A 16205-nucleotide genomic window follows, 5' to 3' on the forward strand; every position below is an offset into this window, starting at 1 on the left:
TTGCCGAGGCACAAGTCGGGAGAAGCACGCAGGTGCAGGGCAGGCTGGGGCGCTGGTATCTGGCGGGCATCGCGGCTGCCGCAGTGCTGCTGCTGGTGGCGCTCGCCATGCTCGGCCTCGACCGGGCGATGCGGGTGCAGGCGCTCGCCGAGACCCGCGCCGCCGCCGACGGACAGGCCGCCATCCTTGCCGCCGCGCTGGAAAGCGAGCTCAACAAGTTCACCCTCGTCCCGCGCGTGCTGGCGGGCGATCCGGACGTGGCCGAGCTGCTTGCCGGCAATGGTGCGCAGCGCGATCTTCTCAACCGGCGGCTCGCCGCACTGGCGCGGCAGACGCGGGCGGCGGCGATCTATCTGATCGACGCCGAGGGCACCACGCAGGCGGCGAGCAACTGGGACCGGCCCGACAGCTTCATCGGCTCCAACTACCGCTTCCGCGACTATTTCACCGGCGCGCTGCGCGACGGCACGGAAACGGAATTCGCCCTTGGCACGGTCAGCCGCCGCCCGGGCCTCTATCTCGCCGAACGGGTCGGCCCGGCCGGGGCGCCGCTCGGTGTGGTCGCGGTCAAGGTGGAGTTCGACAGCCTCGAAGCGAAGTGGCGCCAGGCCGAGGACGGGGTGTTCGTGACCGACGCGGGCGGTATCGTGCTGCTCGCCAGCAATCCCGACTGGCGGTTCCGCGTGGCTGCGGGGGAGCCGGGCCTGCGCGATCCGGCGCGCGACGCGATGCGCTATGGCGTCGCGCAGCCGCAACCGCTCGAACTGCCCGGCGGCGGCAAGGGCGGCGGTGGGGCGGTGCGGATGATCGAGAAGATCCAGCCGATCGCCCCCGCGGGCTGGGAACTGCACCTGCTCGCCGACCCTACTGCGCGGCTTTCGGTCGCCGTCGCCAACGGGCGGCTCGCGGGGGTGAGCGCGCTCGGCCTGCTGGCGCTCGCGTGTGTCGGCGCGGTCCTGTGGCGGCGCCAGCGGCAGGCGCGCGCCGCGGCCGAGATCGAGGCCCAGACCTCCACCTTGCGCGAGCAGCTGCGCCAGGCCAACCGGCTGGCGACGCTCGGACAGATCACGGCCGGCCTCGGCCACGAGATCCGCCAGCCGCTCGCCGCGATGCGGGTCTATGCCGAGACGGGCGAGCGCCTGCTCGCCGCCGCGCGCACCGCCGAGGCGGCGGACAACTTCGCCCGGATCGCGGGGCTTGCCGGCCGGATCGGGGAGATCACCGAGGAACAGCTCCATTTCAGCCGCCGTTCGGCCGAGGAGCCGCGCGACATCCGCGTTGCCGAGGTGATCGACGGATCGCTGCTGCTGCTGCGCGACCAGTTCCGCCAGCAGGGCATCGCCCTTGCGCTCCCGCCGGCCGAGGCAATGGCGGTGACGGTCCGCGCCCGCCACGTCCAGCTCGAACAGGTGCTCGTCAACCTGCTCCAGAACGCGGTGCAGGCCTGCGGTGAGGGCGGCCGGATCGCGCTCGACATCGCGGCTGGCGAGGGCGGCATGGTGCGGCTCGGGGTCAGCGACGACGGGCCGGGGGTGCCGCCCGAGCTGCGCGAAACGCTGTTCCAGCCCTTCGTCACCTCCAAGGCGCAAGGCATCGGCCTCGGCCTCGCGATCGCGCAGGACATCATGCGCCAGCTCGGCGGCGACCTGCTGCACGAGCCCACGCCTGCGGGCGCCCGCTTCGTGATGGTGATGCCGGCAGCATGAGCAGCGCGCCAGCCTCCGCCGCCCTGCCGCTCCAGGTCGCGCTGGTCGAGGATGATCCGGCCCTGCGCGATGCGACCTTGCAGGCGCTCATGCTCGAGGGGGCCGATGTAAGCGCCTTTCCCGATGCCCGCGCCGCGCTCGGCTGGCTCACGGCGGATTATCCGGGCGTGGTGGTGAGCGACGTGCGGATGCCGGGGATGGACGGCATCGCCTTCTTCGCCGCTCTGCGCGACATCGACCCCGACCTGCCGGTGATCCTCGTCACCGGACACGGCGACATCGCCATGGCGGTCGAGGCGATGAAGAACGGGGCGGCGGATTTCCTGACCAAGCCCTATGCCTCGGCCGACCTGATCCGCGCGGTGCGCTCTGCCGCGATGCGCCGCGCGCTCGCGCTCGAGAACCGGCGCCTGCGCGAGGAGGCGGGGCGGGGCGCCCACGGGGCGATCCCCGGCAGTTCGCCCGCCGCCGAGCGGCTGCGCGCGGTGATCGAGGGCGTGGCCCGGTCCGAGATCGACGTTGTGCTGAGCGGCCCCCACGGCACCGGCAAGAGCCACGCCGCGCGCCTGATCCATGATCTCGGCCCGCGCCGGGGGCGGCCCTTCGTGGCCGTCGATGCCGGGGTCCTCGCGCACGAGGATGCCGAACTGCTGCTGTTCGGGCGCGATCCGGCGGCAGGCGGCGCGGGCCTTTCGCGCACCGGCCTCGTCGAGCGCGCCAATGGCGGGACGCTGTTCCTCGACGGAATCGCGGCGGCGGGCAGCGCGCTGGCGGCGCGGCTGCTGGCGCTGGTCGAGACGCGGCAGGTCTTCCCCATCGGCGCCGCCCAGCCGCGGCGGCTTAACCTGAGGATCATCATCGCCCGTTCCGACGATGCGGCAGAGGCGCGCGATCCGCTGTGGCACCGGTTGGGGGCGGTGCAGATCGCCTTTCCTCCGCTCGACCAGCGGCGCGAGGATGTGGCCGAGCTGTTCCGCCTGTTCACCGCCCGCCACGCCCGCGAACTCGGCCTTGCGGTTCCCGCGATCGGGGAGGCCGAGTGGCGGCATGTTCTCGCCCATGACTGGCCGGGCAACCTCCACGAGCTCTCCGCCTATGCCCGCGCCTTCGTGCTGGGGCTGACCGAGGCGGGCGTGGCACCCCCGCTGCAGGGCGAACGGTCGCTGGCCGAGATCGTCGCCGATTTCGAGCGCACCGTGCTGGAGGATGCCCTGCGCCGCTGCCGCGGGGATGTCGCGCAATTGCAGGCGATGCTGCGCACGCCGCGCAAGACGATCTACGATAAGCTCGCCAAACACGACCTCAAGCCTTCGCGCTTCCGCTAGTGGGAAGGACACCAGCATGCGCCGCGCCGCCCTTGCCGCCCTGATCCTCGCATTGGCGACGATCCTCGGCCTCGCCGAACCCGCCCGCGCCGCCGCTCCGCCCGAGCTGCGCGGGCGGTTCGTCTTCACCGGCTGGGAGGGGCCGCCGCTGCCGGTGTGGTACCAGCTCCCCGACAGCGCCGGGCCGGACACGCCGGTGGTGGTCGTGATGCACGGCGTCAATCGCGACGCGGACCGCTACCGCGACGAATGGGCCCCGCTCGCGCAGCGGTACGGCTTCATCCTCGTCGTGCCGGAGTTCTCCCGCGCCGACTTTCCGGGATCGCTCGGCTACAACGCGGGATACTTCGCCGCCGCCGACGGCACCCAGCGCCCGCGCGCGCTGTGGTCCTTCGCGGCGATCGAGCCGCTGTTCGACGACGTGCGCGCCCGCTTCGGCACGCGGGCCGCACGCTACACGCTCTACGGCCATTCGGCGGGAGCGCAGTTCGTCCACCGCTTCGTGCTGTTCATGCCCGAGGCGCGGATCGAGCAGGCGATCGCCGCCAATGCCGGATGGTACACCATGCCCGATGCCGCGACGGGTTTTCCCTATGGCCTTGGCGGAGCGCCGGTCCCGGCCGGGGCGCTGGCGGCGGCGCTCGGCAAGCCGCTCACAGTGCTGCTGGGGACGGCCGACACCGACACCGCCGATCCCGACCTGCGCACCACGCCCGAGGCCAACCGGCAGGGCCCCCACCGCTTCGCGCGCGGTCAGAGCTTCTTCGCCGCGGGCCGCGCGGCGGCGGAGCGGGCGGGGGTGCCATTCGGCTGGCGTATGGAGTTCGTCCCCGGCGTCGGCCATTCCAACGGCCGCATGGCCGGCGCCGCCGCGCGCGTGATCGCGACCGGCGCCGTCAGGTCGCGAACAGGCTCGCCGGATCGGCAAAGGCCTTGAACTCGAGCGCATTGCCCGAAGGGTCGCGCAGGAACATCGTCGCCTGTTCGCCGGGCTGACCCCGGAACCGGATGGTCGGCTCGATCACGAAGGCGCAGCCGCCCGCGCGCAGGCGTTCGGCGAGCGCCTCCCAGTCCGCCATTTCGAGGACCAGCCCGAAATGCGGCACCGGCACGCCGTGCCCGTCGACATGGTTCGACGCCCGGTCCCCCGCCTGCCCCGGGGCGAGATGGGCGACGATCTGGTGGCCGTGGAAGTCGAAATCGACCCATTCGTCCGACGAGCGCCCTTCCGCGCAGCCCATCACCTCCCCGTAGAAGCGCCGCGCCTCGGCGAGATCGTCGACGGGAAAGGCGAGGTGGAAGGGGGGCAGGGTCATGGGCGGGCTCCTCGATTCCTGCCTGCGTTAGACCGTTCAGCCTCGACAGGGGAAGTCTGAATTCCTAGGGGAGCCGCTCAACCGTTCTCGCAAGGTGGAGCAGACGGCCCATGAAACTCATCATCGGCAACAAGAACTATTCGAGCTGGTCCCTGCGCGGCTGGCTCGCGGTCAAGCAGTCGGGCCTCTCCTTCGAGGAACTCACCGTGCCGATCATGGGCGAGGAGTGGGACCGGCTGAAGCAGGACATGGGCGAGGTCCAGCCCTCAAGCGGCAAGGTGCCAATCCTGTGGGACGGCGATTCCGTCGTGTGGGACAGCCTCGCGATCATGGAATATTGCGCCGACAAGGTCGGGCGCGAGCGGTTCTGGCCCAAGGACGAGCCTGCGCGCGCGATGGCCCGGGCGATGGTGGCTGAGATGCATTCGGGCTACCTCAGCTTGCGCCGCGAACTGCCGATGAACATCCGCCGCCGGGTGGAACTGCCCGGCCTCTCGGACGCCACCCGCCACGATATCGTGCGCATCCTCGGCCTGTGGGCCGAGGCCCGCGCGCGCCACGGCCGCGCGGGGCCCTATCTGTTCGGAACCTTCGGCGCCGCCGACATCTTCTATGCGCCGGTGGTGACGCGCTTCGTCACCTACGGCATCGGCGTCCCCGGCTTCGCGCAGGCCTACATGGAGGCGATCACCGAGCATGAATGGATGCGCGAATGGACGGGCGCGGCCGAGGAGGAGGAATGGGTGATCGAGCAGTTCGAGATGGTGCGGTGATTACCGGCTAGGCGAAAGCCTTGGTCAGGAACCACGCCGCCACGCCCAGCATCGCCAGCGCCAGCACCCGCCGCACCAGCCGTGCCCGTGCCTCGGCCATCAGCGCCGCGCGGGCGTGCTCGGCAGCGAGCACCAGCGCGCCGTGGATCGCGGTGGCGATCCCGACGCTCACCGCCCCCAGCACCAGCCCCTGCTCCACGGTCGGCCGCCCGCCCGCGACGAATTGCGGCATCACGGTGATGAGGAACAGGGCCGACTTGGGGTTGAGCACATTGATCGCGAACCCGGCGAAGGCGTGACGTTCCCCGCTTCGGTGCGGGGTGGCGGTGGTGGAGCTTTCGCCCGCATCGCGCCATGCCTCGAGCGCCAGCCACGCCATCATCGCCGCCGCCAGCACCGAAACCGCCGTGGTCAGCGCCGGGCCCTGCGCGAGGATCAGGCTCGCCGCGAGCACGCTGAGCGCGGCGTTGACCGCAAGGCCGAGCGCCACCCCGGCAACCGCCCGCAGCCCCGCGCCGCGCCCCTCGGACAGGGTCAGCGTCACCAGCCACGCCATGTTGGGCCCGGGCGTGACCTCGACCAGCAGCACGGCAAGGGCGAAGCCCGCCCAGTCGACCAGAGGGTCGATCACGGTGCGCGGCGCGCGTCGTAGCGGGTGCCGTCCTTGCGGGCATAGCCATCGGCGTCGAACACCATGTCGATGTCGGGATATTCCCCGCTGTCGGCGGCCTTGTCGCCGGCGCTGATCGCGACGAAGACGCAGGGCGCCCCGGAGCGGTTGTGGAGGCAGTGCCCGTTCGCCTCGCCCGCCGGAAAGGCGAGCACGTCGCCCGGGCCGACGGGCGTTTCGCCGGCATCGTCGATCAGCACCGCATGGCCTTCGAGCATCAACACCAGTTCGTCCTGCCCGCGGTGCCAGTGGCGCTGCGAGGAAAAGGCGCCGGGCAGGAGGGTGACGTGGCTCGCGCCCATCAGGCCGAAGCCCGCGGCGGGGGCGAGGCGGCGATACCAGCGCCCCTCCACCGCCGCATCGAACGGGGGCGGATAGCCTGTGGCATTGGTCAGGGGGATCGCGGCAAGATCGAGCTTGGGCATCGGAGGCAACTCCTGCTAGGCCCGTCAAGATGCTCGACCCGCTCGATATTGCCAAGCGCCTGATCGCCGCGCCTTCCGTCACCCCCGCCACCGGCGCGGTGTTCGCCGAACTCGAGGCGATGCTGGTGCCGCTGGGCTTTGCCGTCCACCGTTTCACGCGGGGGGATGGACCGGAAGGATCGGACGAGGCGCCGGTCGAGAACCTCTTTGCCCTGCGCGCCGGACCCGAAGGCTCGCGCCATTTCGCCTTCGCCGGGCATCTCGACGTGGTGCCGCCGGGAGAGGGATGGGCCTCCGATCCCTTCGAGCCGCAGGTGCGCGGCGAACTGCTCCACGGGCGCGGCGCGGTCGACATGAAGGGCGCGATCGCAGCGATGGTCGCCGCCGTCGCCGAGGTGCCGCAGGACGTCGGCACGATCAGCTTCATCATCACCGGCGACGAGGAAGGCCCGGCGCTCCACGGCACCCGCGCCCTGATCGACCACATGGCTGCGGAGGGCATCCAGCCCGACCTCTGCCTTGTCGGCGAGCCGACCTCGGTCCACCGGCTCGGCGACATGGTGAAGATCGGGCGGCGCGGCTCGGTCAACATCTTCATCGATGCGGAGGGCACGCAGGGCCACGTCGCCTATCCCCACCTCGCCGACAACCCGCTGCCCCGGCTGGTCGCGATCCTCGCCGAACTCGACGCCCTGACGCTCGACACCGGGACCAAGTGGTTCCAGCCGAGCAACCTCGAGATCACCGACATCAACGTCGGCAACCGCGCGCACAACGTCATTCCCGCGGCCGGCCACGCGCGCATCTCGATCCGCTTCAACGACCTGCACACCGGCAAGAGCCTGTCCGACCGCGTCTGCGCCATCGCCGAGAAGCACGGCGGCAAGGCGCGGCCCGTGATCTCGGGCGAGCCCTTCCTGACCGAACCGGGCGCCTTTTCGGCGCTGGTGAGCGCGGCGGTCGAGGCGGAAACCGGGGTGGTGCCGGAACTTTCCACCACCGGCGGGACTTCCGATGCGCGCTTCCTGCGCTCTGTGTGCCCGGTGATCGAATTCGGCCTGTGCAACGCGACCATGCACAAGCGCGACGAGGCGGTGGCGATCCCCGATCTCGCCGTGCTCGCGCGCATCTACGCCCGCATCGCCCGCGCGGCGCTGGCGCTGGGCGAGGAGTTGAAGGAGTAACGTCGTGTCGGTCTGGTTTCGGGTTCCCCTGTGGCAGCGGGTCATCGCTGCCCTGATCCTCGGCATCATCGCCGGGCGGTTGTGGGGACCCGGAGCCGAAAGCATCAAGATCATCGGCGATGTGTTCATCGCCTTCATCAAGATGCTGGTGGTGCCGCTGATCTTCTTCAGCCTCGTCGCAGGCGTCGCCAGCATCGGTGACCTGAGGAAGCTCGGCGCGGTCGGCTGGCGGGCGATGCTGCTGTTCGTGGTGACCGGACAGATCTCGGTGTGGCTGGGCCTGGGGCTGGGCACCGTGATCGGACCGGGCGTGGGGGTCGACACCTCCGGCATCGACATGGGTGCAGCCCCCGCGCCCAACGAGACGACATGGCGCGACATGGTGCTGGGCATGATCCCGCAGAGCCCCGTTCAGGTCATGGCCGACGTCAACGTGCTGCCGCTGATCGTCTTCTCGCTCTTGATCGGGATCGGCATCCTGATGGCGAAGGAGGACGGGGCGCCGGTGCTGCGGATCTTCGAGAGCGGCTCTGTGGTGATGCAGAAGGTCACCATGATCGTGATGGAGCTGACCCCCTTCGGCGTGTTCGCGCTGATGGCCTGGGTGGCGGGCACGCTCGGCTTCGATGCGCTGGCGGCGCTCGGCAAGCTGGTGTTCCTCAACTACCTCGGCTGCGCTCTGATCATCGTCCTGGTCTATGGCGGGATGATCAGGCTGGTGGCGCGCCAGCAGGTCACGGGCTTCTTCCGCGGCATCGTCGATGCGATGGCGGTGAGCTATTCGACCGCCAGTTCCAACGCGACCTTGCCGGTGACGCTGCGCTGCGCCGAGCGCAATCTCGGCGTCTCGAGTTCGGTTGCGAGCTTCGTCGTCAGCCTCGGCGCGACGATCAACATGAACGGCACGGCGATGTATCTCGGCCTTGCCACGCTGTTCGGGGCACAGATCTTCGGGGTGGATCTGAGCTGGGCCGACTACGGCATGATCGCGCTGCTGGGCACGCTGGGTGCGGTCGGCGCGGCGGGGATTCCGGGGGCGGGGCTGATCATGATGGCGCTGGTGTTCGGCGCAGTCGACGTGCCGCTCGAGACGATCGCCTTCGTCGCCGGGGTCGACCGTATCATGGACATGATGCGCACCACCACCAACGTCACCGGCGATGCCGCCGTGGCCGTAACCGTGGCCAGCCTCACGGGCGAGATTGACAGGGCAGAGCTGGTCAGCGCAGACGACATCTGAGCAGGCGTCCGTGTGGATTGCGCGCTGCGATTCAACGGAAACGGGCAGAAATGGACCGCAAGCTCACGCTCTACATCCTCGTCGGCATGGTGCTCGGCGTGATCGTCGGCCAGGTGCTCAACCAGACGATCGATCCGGCGGTGATCAAGGAATCGATCGCGCCGTGGTTCAAGCTGCTGAGCGACATCTTCCTCAACCTCATCAAGATGCTGGTCGCCCCGCTGGTGCTATCGACGATCGTCGTGGGCATCGCCCACATGGGCGACAGCGCGGCGCTGGGCCGCATCGGGGTGCGGGCGCTGACCTGGTTCATCACTGCGAGCCTCGTGTCGATCGGCCTGGGCCTCGTGCTGGTCAACATCTTCCAGCCCGGCGTCGGCGCGCCGATCCCCGATGTTGCCGCCGCCACTGCCGCGGTGGGCGAGGTCAAGGAGCTGAAGGCGACCGACTTCATCCTCTCGATCTTCCCCAAGAACGCGGTCAAGGCGCTGGCGACCAACAACATCCTGCAGATCCTCGTCTTCTCGATCTTTGCCGGCGTCGCGCTGTCGGCCATCGGCGAGCGCGGGCAGGCGCTGGTCAAGGGGGCGGATGCGCTCGCCGAGATGATGCTTCAGGTAACGGGCTACGTGATGCGCTATGCGCCGGTCGCGGTGTTTGGCGCGCTCGCCAACGTGGTCGCGGCGAGCGGCCTCGCGATCCTCGGCACCTATCTCACGCTGCTGCTGGAATTCTATTTCTCGCTGGTGCTGCTGTGGGTGATCCTGCTCGGCGCGGGGGCGCTGTTCCTCGGCGCGCGGACGTGGATGCTGATCCGCTACATCCGCCAGCCGCTGATGATCGCCTTCTCGACCGCCTCCTCCGAGGCCGCGCTGCCCAAGCTGTTCGAACAGCTCGACCGCTTCGGCGTGCCGCGCCGCATCTCGGGCTTCATGCTGCCGCTGGGCTACTCGTTCAACCTCGACGGCTCGATGATGTATATGAGCTTCGCGACGATCTTCATCGCGCAGGCCTATGGCATCGACCTCAGCATCGGCACGCAGATCATGATCCTGCTGACGCTGATGATCTCGTCCAAGGGCATCGCCGCGGTGCCGCGGGCGTCGCTGGTGGTGATTACCGGCACGCTCGCGATGTTCGGCCTGCCGGTCGAGGGCGTGGCGATCATCCTCGCCATCGACCAGTTCCTCGACATGGGCCGGACCGCCACCAACGTGGTCGGCAACGCCGTGGCGACGGCGGTCATCACCAAGTGGGAGGGGATGCTCGAGGCTCCCGAGCCCGACTATGTCGAGCACCCCCACGCCCCGGCCCACACCGCCGCCGACGGCCGCGCGGGGCTGGAGCTCGACCCGAGCAATTTCGAGGAAGGGCGCTAGGCGCGCGCTCGGTGGCCGAGCGGCGCTGGCCGACCCGTCATCCGGGGCCCGCGGTCTGTTCGCCCTGCGAGCGCTACCGCTACCGCCTGGAACGCGTCCTCGGGCCGGGCCCCTCGCTCGCGGTGGTGATGATCAACCCCTCGCGCGCCACCGCCGACCTCGACGATCCGACCATCGACCGGGTGCAGACGATATGCCGACGACTGGGCTACGGCCGCGCGATGATCGGCAACCTCTTCGCCTGGCGCACGCCCGACGTGGCGGAGCTGGCGCGGGTGCCCGATCCGGTGGGGCCGGAAAATGATGCCCACCTCGCCGCGATCGCGCGCGAGGCGGACGCGATCTGCGTCGCCTGGGGTGCGCCCGGCAAGCTGCCCCGCACCCATGCCGACCGGTGGCGCGCGGTCGCCGACCTTCTCGAGGCGGCGGGCAAGCCGCTCCTATGCCTCACGCACCTGAAAAGCGGCCATCCGCGCCATCCGCAGATCCTGATTCACGAGACGCCCCTGCCGCTCTGGCAGCGCCCCGCCTGACGCGGCCCCGGCCTAGTCCTTCGCCCGCTTCACATATTCCACCGGCACGAAATCGCCGAGGCTGCATCCCCCGCCGCGCTGGACGACGCCGCCGATGTTCTGGAGCGAATAGACGATCTGCTGGCGGCACAGCTGGTTGATCGAGGTCTCGTAACTGATCGCGCGGTCCATGCCGAGGCCCGGGCAACGTTGGGTAAGGATGTTGCGATAGACCTTGCCGCCCTGCATCTCGAAATCGACCACCTGGTCCGAACGCACCACCGTGTTGCGGACCTGCGAGCGGTCGATGCAGTTCTGGCCTTCGCCGAGCACCGTCGCCTCGGGCGCTGCGGCGATGGCGGCGGCGGAGCGGGCGGCGACGGTCTCGGGATCGGCCGGGGCACAGGCCGCAGCGAGGAGCGGCAGCGGGGCGAGGGCGAGGAAGCGCAGGGTCATGGCAGGTCTCTCTGTCGGTTGCCGCAGCATCATGGCACGGGCCCTTGTACCCTGCCTTAACCCACGCCGCCATCCGCCGCCGCGCGGCCCTTGGGCGGCTCCGTCACCTTCTTGCGGAACGAGCACAGGTCCGCGACCTTGCAGCGCCAGCATTCGGGGCTGCGCGCCTTGCAGACATAGCGCCCGTGGAGGATCAGCCAGTGGTGCGCGTGGAGGCGGAAGGGCTGGGGGACGCGCTTGTCCAGCTTGGCCTCGACGTGATCGGGGGTCTTGCCCTTGGCGAGCCCGGTGCGGTTGCCGACACGGAAGATGTGCGTGTCGACCGCGAAGGTCTCCTGCCCGAACCAGCAGTTGAGCACGACATTGGCAGTCTTGCGCCCCACGCCCGGCAGGCGCACCAGATCCTCGCGGGTGGCGGGCACTTGGCCGCCATATTCGTCGACGAGGAGCTGCGACAGGGCGATCACGTTCTTGGCCTTGGAGTTGAACAGCCCGATGGTCTTGATGTGCTCCCTCAGCCCCTCCTCGCCGAGCGCGAGCATCTGCTGCGGCGTCTCGACCCTGGCGAACAGCGCGCGGGTCGCCTTGTTCACCCCCACGTCGGTCGCCTGCGCGGAGAGGGCGACTGCCACCACCAGCTGATAGGCATTGCCGTATTCCAGCTCGGTCTGCGGCGAGGGGTTGTCCTCGGCCAGCCGGCGGAAGAACTCGAAGATCTGGTCACGGGTCATGGCTGCGCCGGTGCCGCCGGTGCCGCCGGGGCGGGGTGCGCAGCCTTCCACTCCATCGCCATGAGCGCGCGCTTCTCGACCGAGGGGTGGGTGTAGAACAGCACCTCCTCGAGCGGCGAGGGGCGCGGGTAGCGGTATTCGGCGGTCTTCACCAGCGCGCTGGCGAGCGCGTCGGGCTCGTTCACCGTCCGGAGCGAATAGAGGTCGGCCTCGGTCTCGCCGATCCGGGTCAGCGTGTTGGTGAGCGGGGTGACGAGCAGCCCCAGCACCGACCCCACGACGGCGAAGACCGGCAGGCCGCGCGGCTCGTCCAGCCGTGCATCGCTCCCCAGCAGGCGCGCGGTGGGCGCGAACAGGCGGTCGAGGAGGAAGAAGAAGGCCATCGCCAGCAGCGGGAGGATCACCGCCGAGCGCCAGACATGGCCGAGCTTGTAATGCCCCGCCTCGTGCCCCGTCACCGCGCGCACCTCGGCAAGGCTCGCCTCCTTCAGGGCGACATCGGCAATCGCGATCCTCGCCGAGGGGCCGATCCCCGAGACATTGGCGGTGAAGCGGTCGGACTGGCGCGATCCATCATACATGAAGATGCGGTCGTGGGGGATGCCGACATCGTCCGCGATCTGTTCGAGCGCCGTGCGCACCTCGCCCGGCGGCACGGGCTGGTAGTCGTTGAACAGCGGCTCGATCAGCGGCGGGCCGGCCAGCAGGCCGAGCAGCGTCATCACCCCGGCAAGCCCCCCGCTCCACAGCCACCAGCGGCGGCCGGCCTTGCGGATCAGGGCATAGACCCCCACGAGGAACAGCCCGACCAGCACCACGCTGATCGCCTCGCCGATCGCCTGCTGTCCGAGGAAATCGCCGAGCGGCTGGCTGGAGAGGCCATAGGCGCGCTCGCGGTGCCAGTCGCTGTAGATCGTCCATGGCAGGGCGAGGACAGCCGAAATCACCAGGAAGGCCGCGCTGACGGCATAGGTCGCCCAGAAGCGCGCGGGGTTGGCGAAGCGGGCGGCGATCCGGTCGAGCAGGCGCAGGCGCACCATCACGAAGGCGACCACCACCGATACCACCACGCCCCACAGCAGCAGCCAGTGATTGCCGGTGGTGTAGGCCTGTGCCTTGGCCAGTGCCTCGACCCCGAGACTGTCGACCATCCGCGCGGCGGCCTGCGCAGGCGTGAGGGTGGCGGACATGGTGGTGGCTCCCCGTTTTCGTCTTGTGTGTTATTCAGGTAATACGGTGGCGCGTCGGGCGGTCAAGCCTCACAGGCCCAGCACGTCGTTCATGGTGTAGCGCCCCGCGCCCTGGCGGGTGAGCCATTCCGCCGCCTTCACCGCGCCGCGGGCGAAGATCATGCGGTTCTCCGCCGAGTGCGACAGCACGAGGCGCTCCTCGGGGCCGGCGAAGATCACCGAATGCTCGCCCGCCACCGTGCCGCCGCGCAGGGTGGCAAAGCCGATCGCGCCTTCTGCCCGCGCGCCGGTCATGCCGTGGCGGCCGCTCTCCATGTTGTCGGAAAGGGCGATCCCGCGCCCGCTTGCGGCTGCCTCGCCCAGCAGCTTGGCCGTGCCCGAGGGCGCGTCGACCTTCATGCGGTGGTGCATCTCCAGCACCTCGATGTCCCACTCCGGCCCGAGCTTCGATGCCGCCTCGCGCACCAGATGCGCCATCAGCGTGACGCCGAGCGAGAAATTGCCCGATTGCAGCACCGGCACGGCGCGCGCGGCCTCGGCGAGCATCACGAAATGCGGCTCTTCCAGACCGGTGGTGCCGACGAGGATCGGCTTGCCCGCAACCTTCGCCGCGCCGAGATTGGCGGCGAGGGCATCCGGCGCGGAGAAATCCACCAGCACGTCGCAGTGCCCCGCGTGCGGCCCGATCGAGCCTCCCGCATCCACCCCCACGCACATGGCGTGCCCCGCCTGCGCGATCGCCGCCTCGAGCGCCTGCCCCATCCGGCCCTTGTGTCCGATCACCCCGAATTGCAGCATCAACCCACCTTCCGTTCGCCCTGAGCTTGTCGAAGGGCCGTATTTCTCTTTAGCGGGGTTGCCAAGGAAGTGCAGTCCTTCGACAAGCTCAGGACGAACGGAAGGAAGCATGGACACAGCCAGACGCATCGTCATCCTCACCGGCGCAGGGATTTCCGCAGAGAGCGGGATCGACACCTTCCGCGCCGCAGGGGGCCTGTGGGAACAGCACCGGATCGAGGATGTTGCCACGCCCGAGGGCTTCGCGCGCGACCCGCGCCTCGTGCTCGGCTTCTACGACATGCGCCGCGCGGCCCTGGCGCAGGTCGAACCCAATCCCGCCCATGCGGCGCTGGCGCGGCTGGAGCGCGACTTCGCGGGCGAGCTGCTGCTCGTCACCCAGAATGTCGACGACCTCCACGAACGCGGCGGCAGCGCGCGGGTGCTGCACATGCACGGCGAGCTCAAGAGCGCGCTGTGCACCGCCTGCGGGACGCGCTCGCGCTGGGAGGCGCCGATGATCGACCGCCCGCCGTGCCCCGTCTGCCATGCGCCGATGCTGCGGCCCGATGTCGTCTGGTTCGGCGAGATGCCCTACGAGATGGGCCGGATCTACCGGGCGCTCGAGACCTGCGACCTGTTCGTGAGCATCGGCACCTCGGGCGCGGTCTATCCGGCGGCGGGCTTCGTGCAGGAGGCGCGGGTGAACGGCGCGCGCACGCTCGAGCTCAACCTCGAGCCGAGCGAGGGATCGCGCCTGTTCCACGAGACCCGCCTCGGCCCGGCGAGCGCGCTCGTCCCCGAATGGGTGGACGAGGTGCTCAGTTCCGCGGCGGGTTAGGCGTCGGCGGGTTGGCCCCGCGTTCCTCGCTCCAGGTGCGTCCCGAATCGGTCGAGCCGGTGATGTTCCCGTCGCGCGCGGATTCCGAGGGCGCGGCGGGGCGCGGGGCGGGACGGGCGTCGCCGTGGTGCGAGACCGTCGGGTCGATGTCGCCCGGGGTGCCGCCCAGGTCCGCGCGCGGGTCCTCGTGGCGCTGACGTTCGGCGACGGCGGCATCCTCGTGGTGATCCTGCGCCTTGCGGGCGCGCATCCACGAGACCAGACCGATCACCAATCCCGCGCCGAGCGTGAACAGCGCGAGGAACATGACCGCATCGAAATCGAAGTTCATGGGGAGGCCTCCTTGCTTGACAGGGAGGGCGACCGGGAGTGGCGGGGCGATGTTCCGCGCGCAGGGGCGTTTCCGTGCCGCGCCGTGGCGCGAGCGGGTCAGGCCGAGGGGGCAGCGCCGCAAGCGCGGCAGGCCGGGTCCTTGCCGATGCGGATCGTGCGCATCGCGGGGGCGAGGCCGTCGAGGATGTGGAGCCTGCCCCATTGCGGCGTGCCGAGGGTGCTCACCCCCGCCAGCAGCACCTTGATCGCCTGCATCGCCGCGAAGGTGCCCGCCCAGCCGGCCATCGCGCCGAGCATCCCGTCGTCGGCGCAGGTGTCGCAGTCCTCGGCGTCGAAGGCATCGCCGACGAAGCAGCGGTAGCACGGCTCGACCGGAAGGTGCCCGGCGAAGGCCCCGACCTGTCCCTGGAACCGCCCCACGGCGGCCGAGAGCAGCGGGATGCCGGCCGCAACGCAGGCATCGGAGACCGCGAGGCGGGTGGCGAAATTGTCCGTGCCGTCGAGCACGAGGTCGGCGCCCGCGATCAGCGCCGCGGCGTTCTCCGGCGTGATCCGCGCATCGGACACGTCGACGGCAAGCGCGTCGTCGAAATTGGCGAGCCAGCGCCGCGCCGAGACTGCCTTGCCGTAGCCCACATCGCGGGTGGTGAAGATCGTCTGGCGCTGGAGGTTCGAGACGTCGACCACGTCGTCGTCGACCAGCGCCAGCCGCCCGATCCCGCTCGCGGCGAGATACTGGAGGGCGGGCGAGCCGATCCCGCCGAGGCCGATCACCGCGACCTTGCTCGCTGCCAGCCGCACCTGTCCCGCGCCGCCCACCTCGGGCAGGACGATGTGGCGGGCGAAGCGGTCAAGACGTGCGGACGACAGGGTCATGACCGGTCATCCACCTTGCGACGCTCCTGCGTGAAGGCGCCGATGCCGTGCCACCACAGGAAGGCGATCACCGCGCCCTTGGTCGGCTGGAGCATGGCAAGCAGCATCGCGACCGACAGGGGCAGGAGGATGGCGAGGGTCAGCCACGCCGAGACCCCGCCCGCGATCATCGCGATCACCACCGGCGCGAGCAGGTGGCCGACCACGAAGATGCCGATATAGGCCGGAAAGTCGTCGGCCTGCTGCAAGGACCAGTCCTGCCGGCAATGGCCGCAGCGGTCGACCGGCTTCAGCCACTTGTGGAACAGCGCCGCCTCGCCGCAGCGCGGGCAGGTGCCCTTCGCGCCGCGCAGGAGGGCGGGAATCCAGCCCTCGGGCAGGCTGACAAGCTCGGGGGAAAGGCGCTGATGCGGCATGGACAGGCTGTTTACAGCCTGTGCACCGCCTGTCGACAGGCCTGTGGATGGGCCT

General features: G+C 70.1%; 19 protein-coding genes. 9 read left to right on the forward strand and 10 right to left on the reverse strand.

Annotated features, from left to right (window positions below):
* The first annotated feature begins 32 nt into the window (after positions 1–32).
* The 3 genes from ACMX37_RS02295 to ACMX37_RS02305 are packed head-to-tail and all read left to right on the forward strand — an operon-like array spanning position 33 to position 3968.
* On the forward strand, positions 33–1706 hold the full coding sequence (locus tag ACMX37_RS02295; protein ID WP_483147352.1) for a sensor histidine kinase: 1674 nt from the start codon (positions 33–35) through the stop codon (positions 1704–1706).
* A complete protein-coding gene (locus ACMX37_RS02300; protein ID WP_483147353.1) occupies positions 1703–3031 on the forward strand; it encodes a sigma-54-dependent transcriptional regulator in 1329 nt (442 codons plus the stop codon). Before ACMX37_RS02295 ends, ACMX37_RS02300 begins: the two co-directional genes overlap by 4 nt.
* Before the next feature lie 16 nt (positions 3032–3047).
* Positions 3048–3968 carry an alpha/beta hydrolase family protein gene (locus tag ACMX37_RS02305; RefSeq protein ID WP_483147354.1) on the forward strand — a complete coding sequence of 307 codons (921 nt, stop codon included), beginning with the start codon at positions 3048–3050 and terminating at the stop codon, positions 3966–3968.
* Here ACMX37_RS02305 and ACMX37_RS02310 read toward each other — a convergent pair.
* On the reverse strand, positions 3928–4347 hold the full coding sequence (locus tag ACMX37_RS02310; protein ID WP_483147355.1) for a VOC family protein: 420 nt from the start codon (positions 4345–4347) through the stop codon (positions 3928–3930). The genes ACMX37_RS02305 and ACMX37_RS02310 overlap by 41 nt on opposite strands.
* Positions 4348–4457: 110 nt before the next feature.
* Here ACMX37_RS02310 and ACMX37_RS02315 point away from each other — a divergent pair, with 110 nt between their 5' ends.
* Positions 4458–5120, forward strand: a complete 663-nt coding sequence (locus tag ACMX37_RS02315) for a glutathione S-transferase family protein (RefSeq protein ID WP_088915316.1) — start codon at positions 4458–4460, stop codon at positions 5118–5120.
* A 7-nt stretch (positions 5121–5127) separates the two neighbouring features.
* Here ACMX37_RS02315 and ACMX37_RS02320 read toward each other — a convergent pair whose 3' ends face one another.
* On the reverse strand, positions 5128–5751 hold the full coding sequence (locus ACMX37_RS02320) for a LysE family translocator (RefSeq protein WP_483147356.1): 624 nt from the start codon (positions 5749–5751) through the stop codon (positions 5128–5130).
* On the reverse strand, positions 5748–6215 hold the full coding sequence (locus tag ACMX37_RS02325; protein ID WP_483147357.1) for a cupin domain-containing protein: 468 nt from the start codon (positions 6213–6215) through the stop codon (positions 5748–5750). The genes ACMX37_RS02320 and ACMX37_RS02325 overlap by 4 nt, the downstream gene beginning before the upstream one ends.
* Positions 6216–6244: 29 nt before the next feature.
* On the opposite strand from ACMX37_RS02325, the gene dapE reads away from it, so the two are divergent.
* The 4 genes from dapE to ACMX37_RS02345 are packed head-to-tail and all read left to right on the forward strand — an operon-like array spanning position 6245 to position 10551.
* Complete coding sequence (gene dapE / locus ACMX37_RS02330) at positions 6245–7399, forward strand: succinyl-diaminopimelate desuccinylase (protein ID WP_483147358.1); 1155 nt, start codon at positions 6245–6247, stop codon at positions 7397–7399.
* 4 nt (positions 7400–7403) lie between these two features.
* Positions 7404–8639, forward strand: coding sequence for a dicarboxylate/amino acid:cation symporter (locus tag ACMX37_RS02335; protein ID WP_483147359.1), 1236 nt, complete (start codon positions 7404–7406; stop codon positions 8637–8639).
* 50 nt (positions 8640–8689) lie between these two features.
* The gene (locus tag ACMX37_RS02340) at positions 8690–10018 is read left to right on the forward strand and encodes a dicarboxylate/amino acid:cation symporter (RefSeq protein WP_483147360.1); all 1329 of its coding nucleotides are present in this window, start codon (positions 8690–8692) and stop codon (positions 10016–10018) included.
* A gap of 11 nt (positions 10019–10029) precedes the next feature.
* Positions 10030–10551, forward strand: a complete 522-nt coding sequence (locus tag ACMX37_RS02345; protein ID WP_483147361.1) for a DUF1643 domain-containing protein — start codon at positions 10030–10032, stop codon at positions 10549–10551.
* Between the two features lie 12 nt (positions 10552–10563).
* Here the strand turns inward: ACMX37_RS02345 and ACMX37_RS02350 are convergent, their stop codons facing one another.
* The 4 genes from ACMX37_RS02350 to dapB form a co-directional block, all read right to left on the reverse strand.
* The gene (locus ACMX37_RS02350; protein ID WP_483147362.1) at positions 10564–10986 is read right to left on the reverse strand and encodes a hypothetical protein; all 423 of its coding nucleotides are present in this window, start codon (positions 10984–10986) and stop codon (positions 10564–10566) included.
* A 56-nt stretch (positions 10987–11042) separates the two neighbouring features.
* The gene (gene nth / locus ACMX37_RS02355) at positions 11043–11717 is read right to left on the reverse strand and encodes an endonuclease III (RefSeq protein ID WP_483147363.1); all 675 of its coding nucleotides are present in this window, start codon (positions 11715–11717) and stop codon (positions 11043–11045) included.
* Positions 11714–12907: a M48 family metalloprotease gene (locus ACMX37_RS02360; protein ID WP_483147364.1), complete on the reverse strand. Its 1194-nt coding sequence runs from the start codon at positions 12905–12907 to the stop codon at positions 11714–11716. Before ACMX37_RS02360 ends, nth begins: the two co-directional genes overlap by 4 nt.
* Positions 12908–12976: 69 nt before the next feature.
* Positions 12977–13705, reverse strand: a complete 729-nt coding sequence (gene dapB, locus ACMX37_RS02365) for a 4-hydroxy-tetrahydrodipicolinate reductase (protein ID WP_483147365.1) — start codon at positions 13703–13705, stop codon at positions 12977–12979.
* A gap of 109 nt (positions 13706–13814) precedes the next feature.
* On the opposite strand from dapB, the gene ACMX37_RS02370 reads away from it, so the two are divergent.
* Positions 13815–14525, forward strand: coding sequence for an NAD-dependent deacylase (locus ACMX37_RS02370; protein WP_483147366.1), 711 nt, complete (start codon positions 13815–13817; stop codon positions 14523–14525).
* Here ACMX37_RS02370 and ACMX37_RS02375 read toward each other — a convergent pair.
* The 3 genes from ACMX37_RS02375 to ACMX37_RS02385 form a co-directional block, all read right to left on the reverse strand.
* A complete protein-coding gene (locus ACMX37_RS02375; RefSeq protein ID WP_483147367.1) occupies positions 14506–14856 on the reverse strand; it encodes a hypothetical protein in 351 nt (116 codons plus the stop codon). The two genes, ACMX37_RS02370 and ACMX37_RS02375, sit on opposite strands and share 20 nt — an antisense overlap.
* A gap of 98 nt (positions 14857–14954) precedes the next feature.
* On the reverse strand, positions 14955–15734 hold the full coding sequence (locus tag ACMX37_RS02380; RefSeq protein ID WP_483147368.1) for a HesA/MoeB/ThiF family protein: 780 nt from the start codon (positions 15732–15734) through the stop codon (positions 14955–14957).
* A complete protein-coding gene (locus tag ACMX37_RS02385) occupies positions 15731–16150 on the reverse strand; it encodes a DUF983 domain-containing protein (protein ID WP_483147369.1) in 420 nt (139 codons plus the stop codon). The genes ACMX37_RS02380 and ACMX37_RS02385 overlap by 4 nt, the downstream gene beginning before the upstream one ends.
* Positions 16151–16205 lie beyond the last annotated feature (55 nt).

Source organism: Porphyrobacter sp. THAI-01a (genome assembly GCF_056868655.1).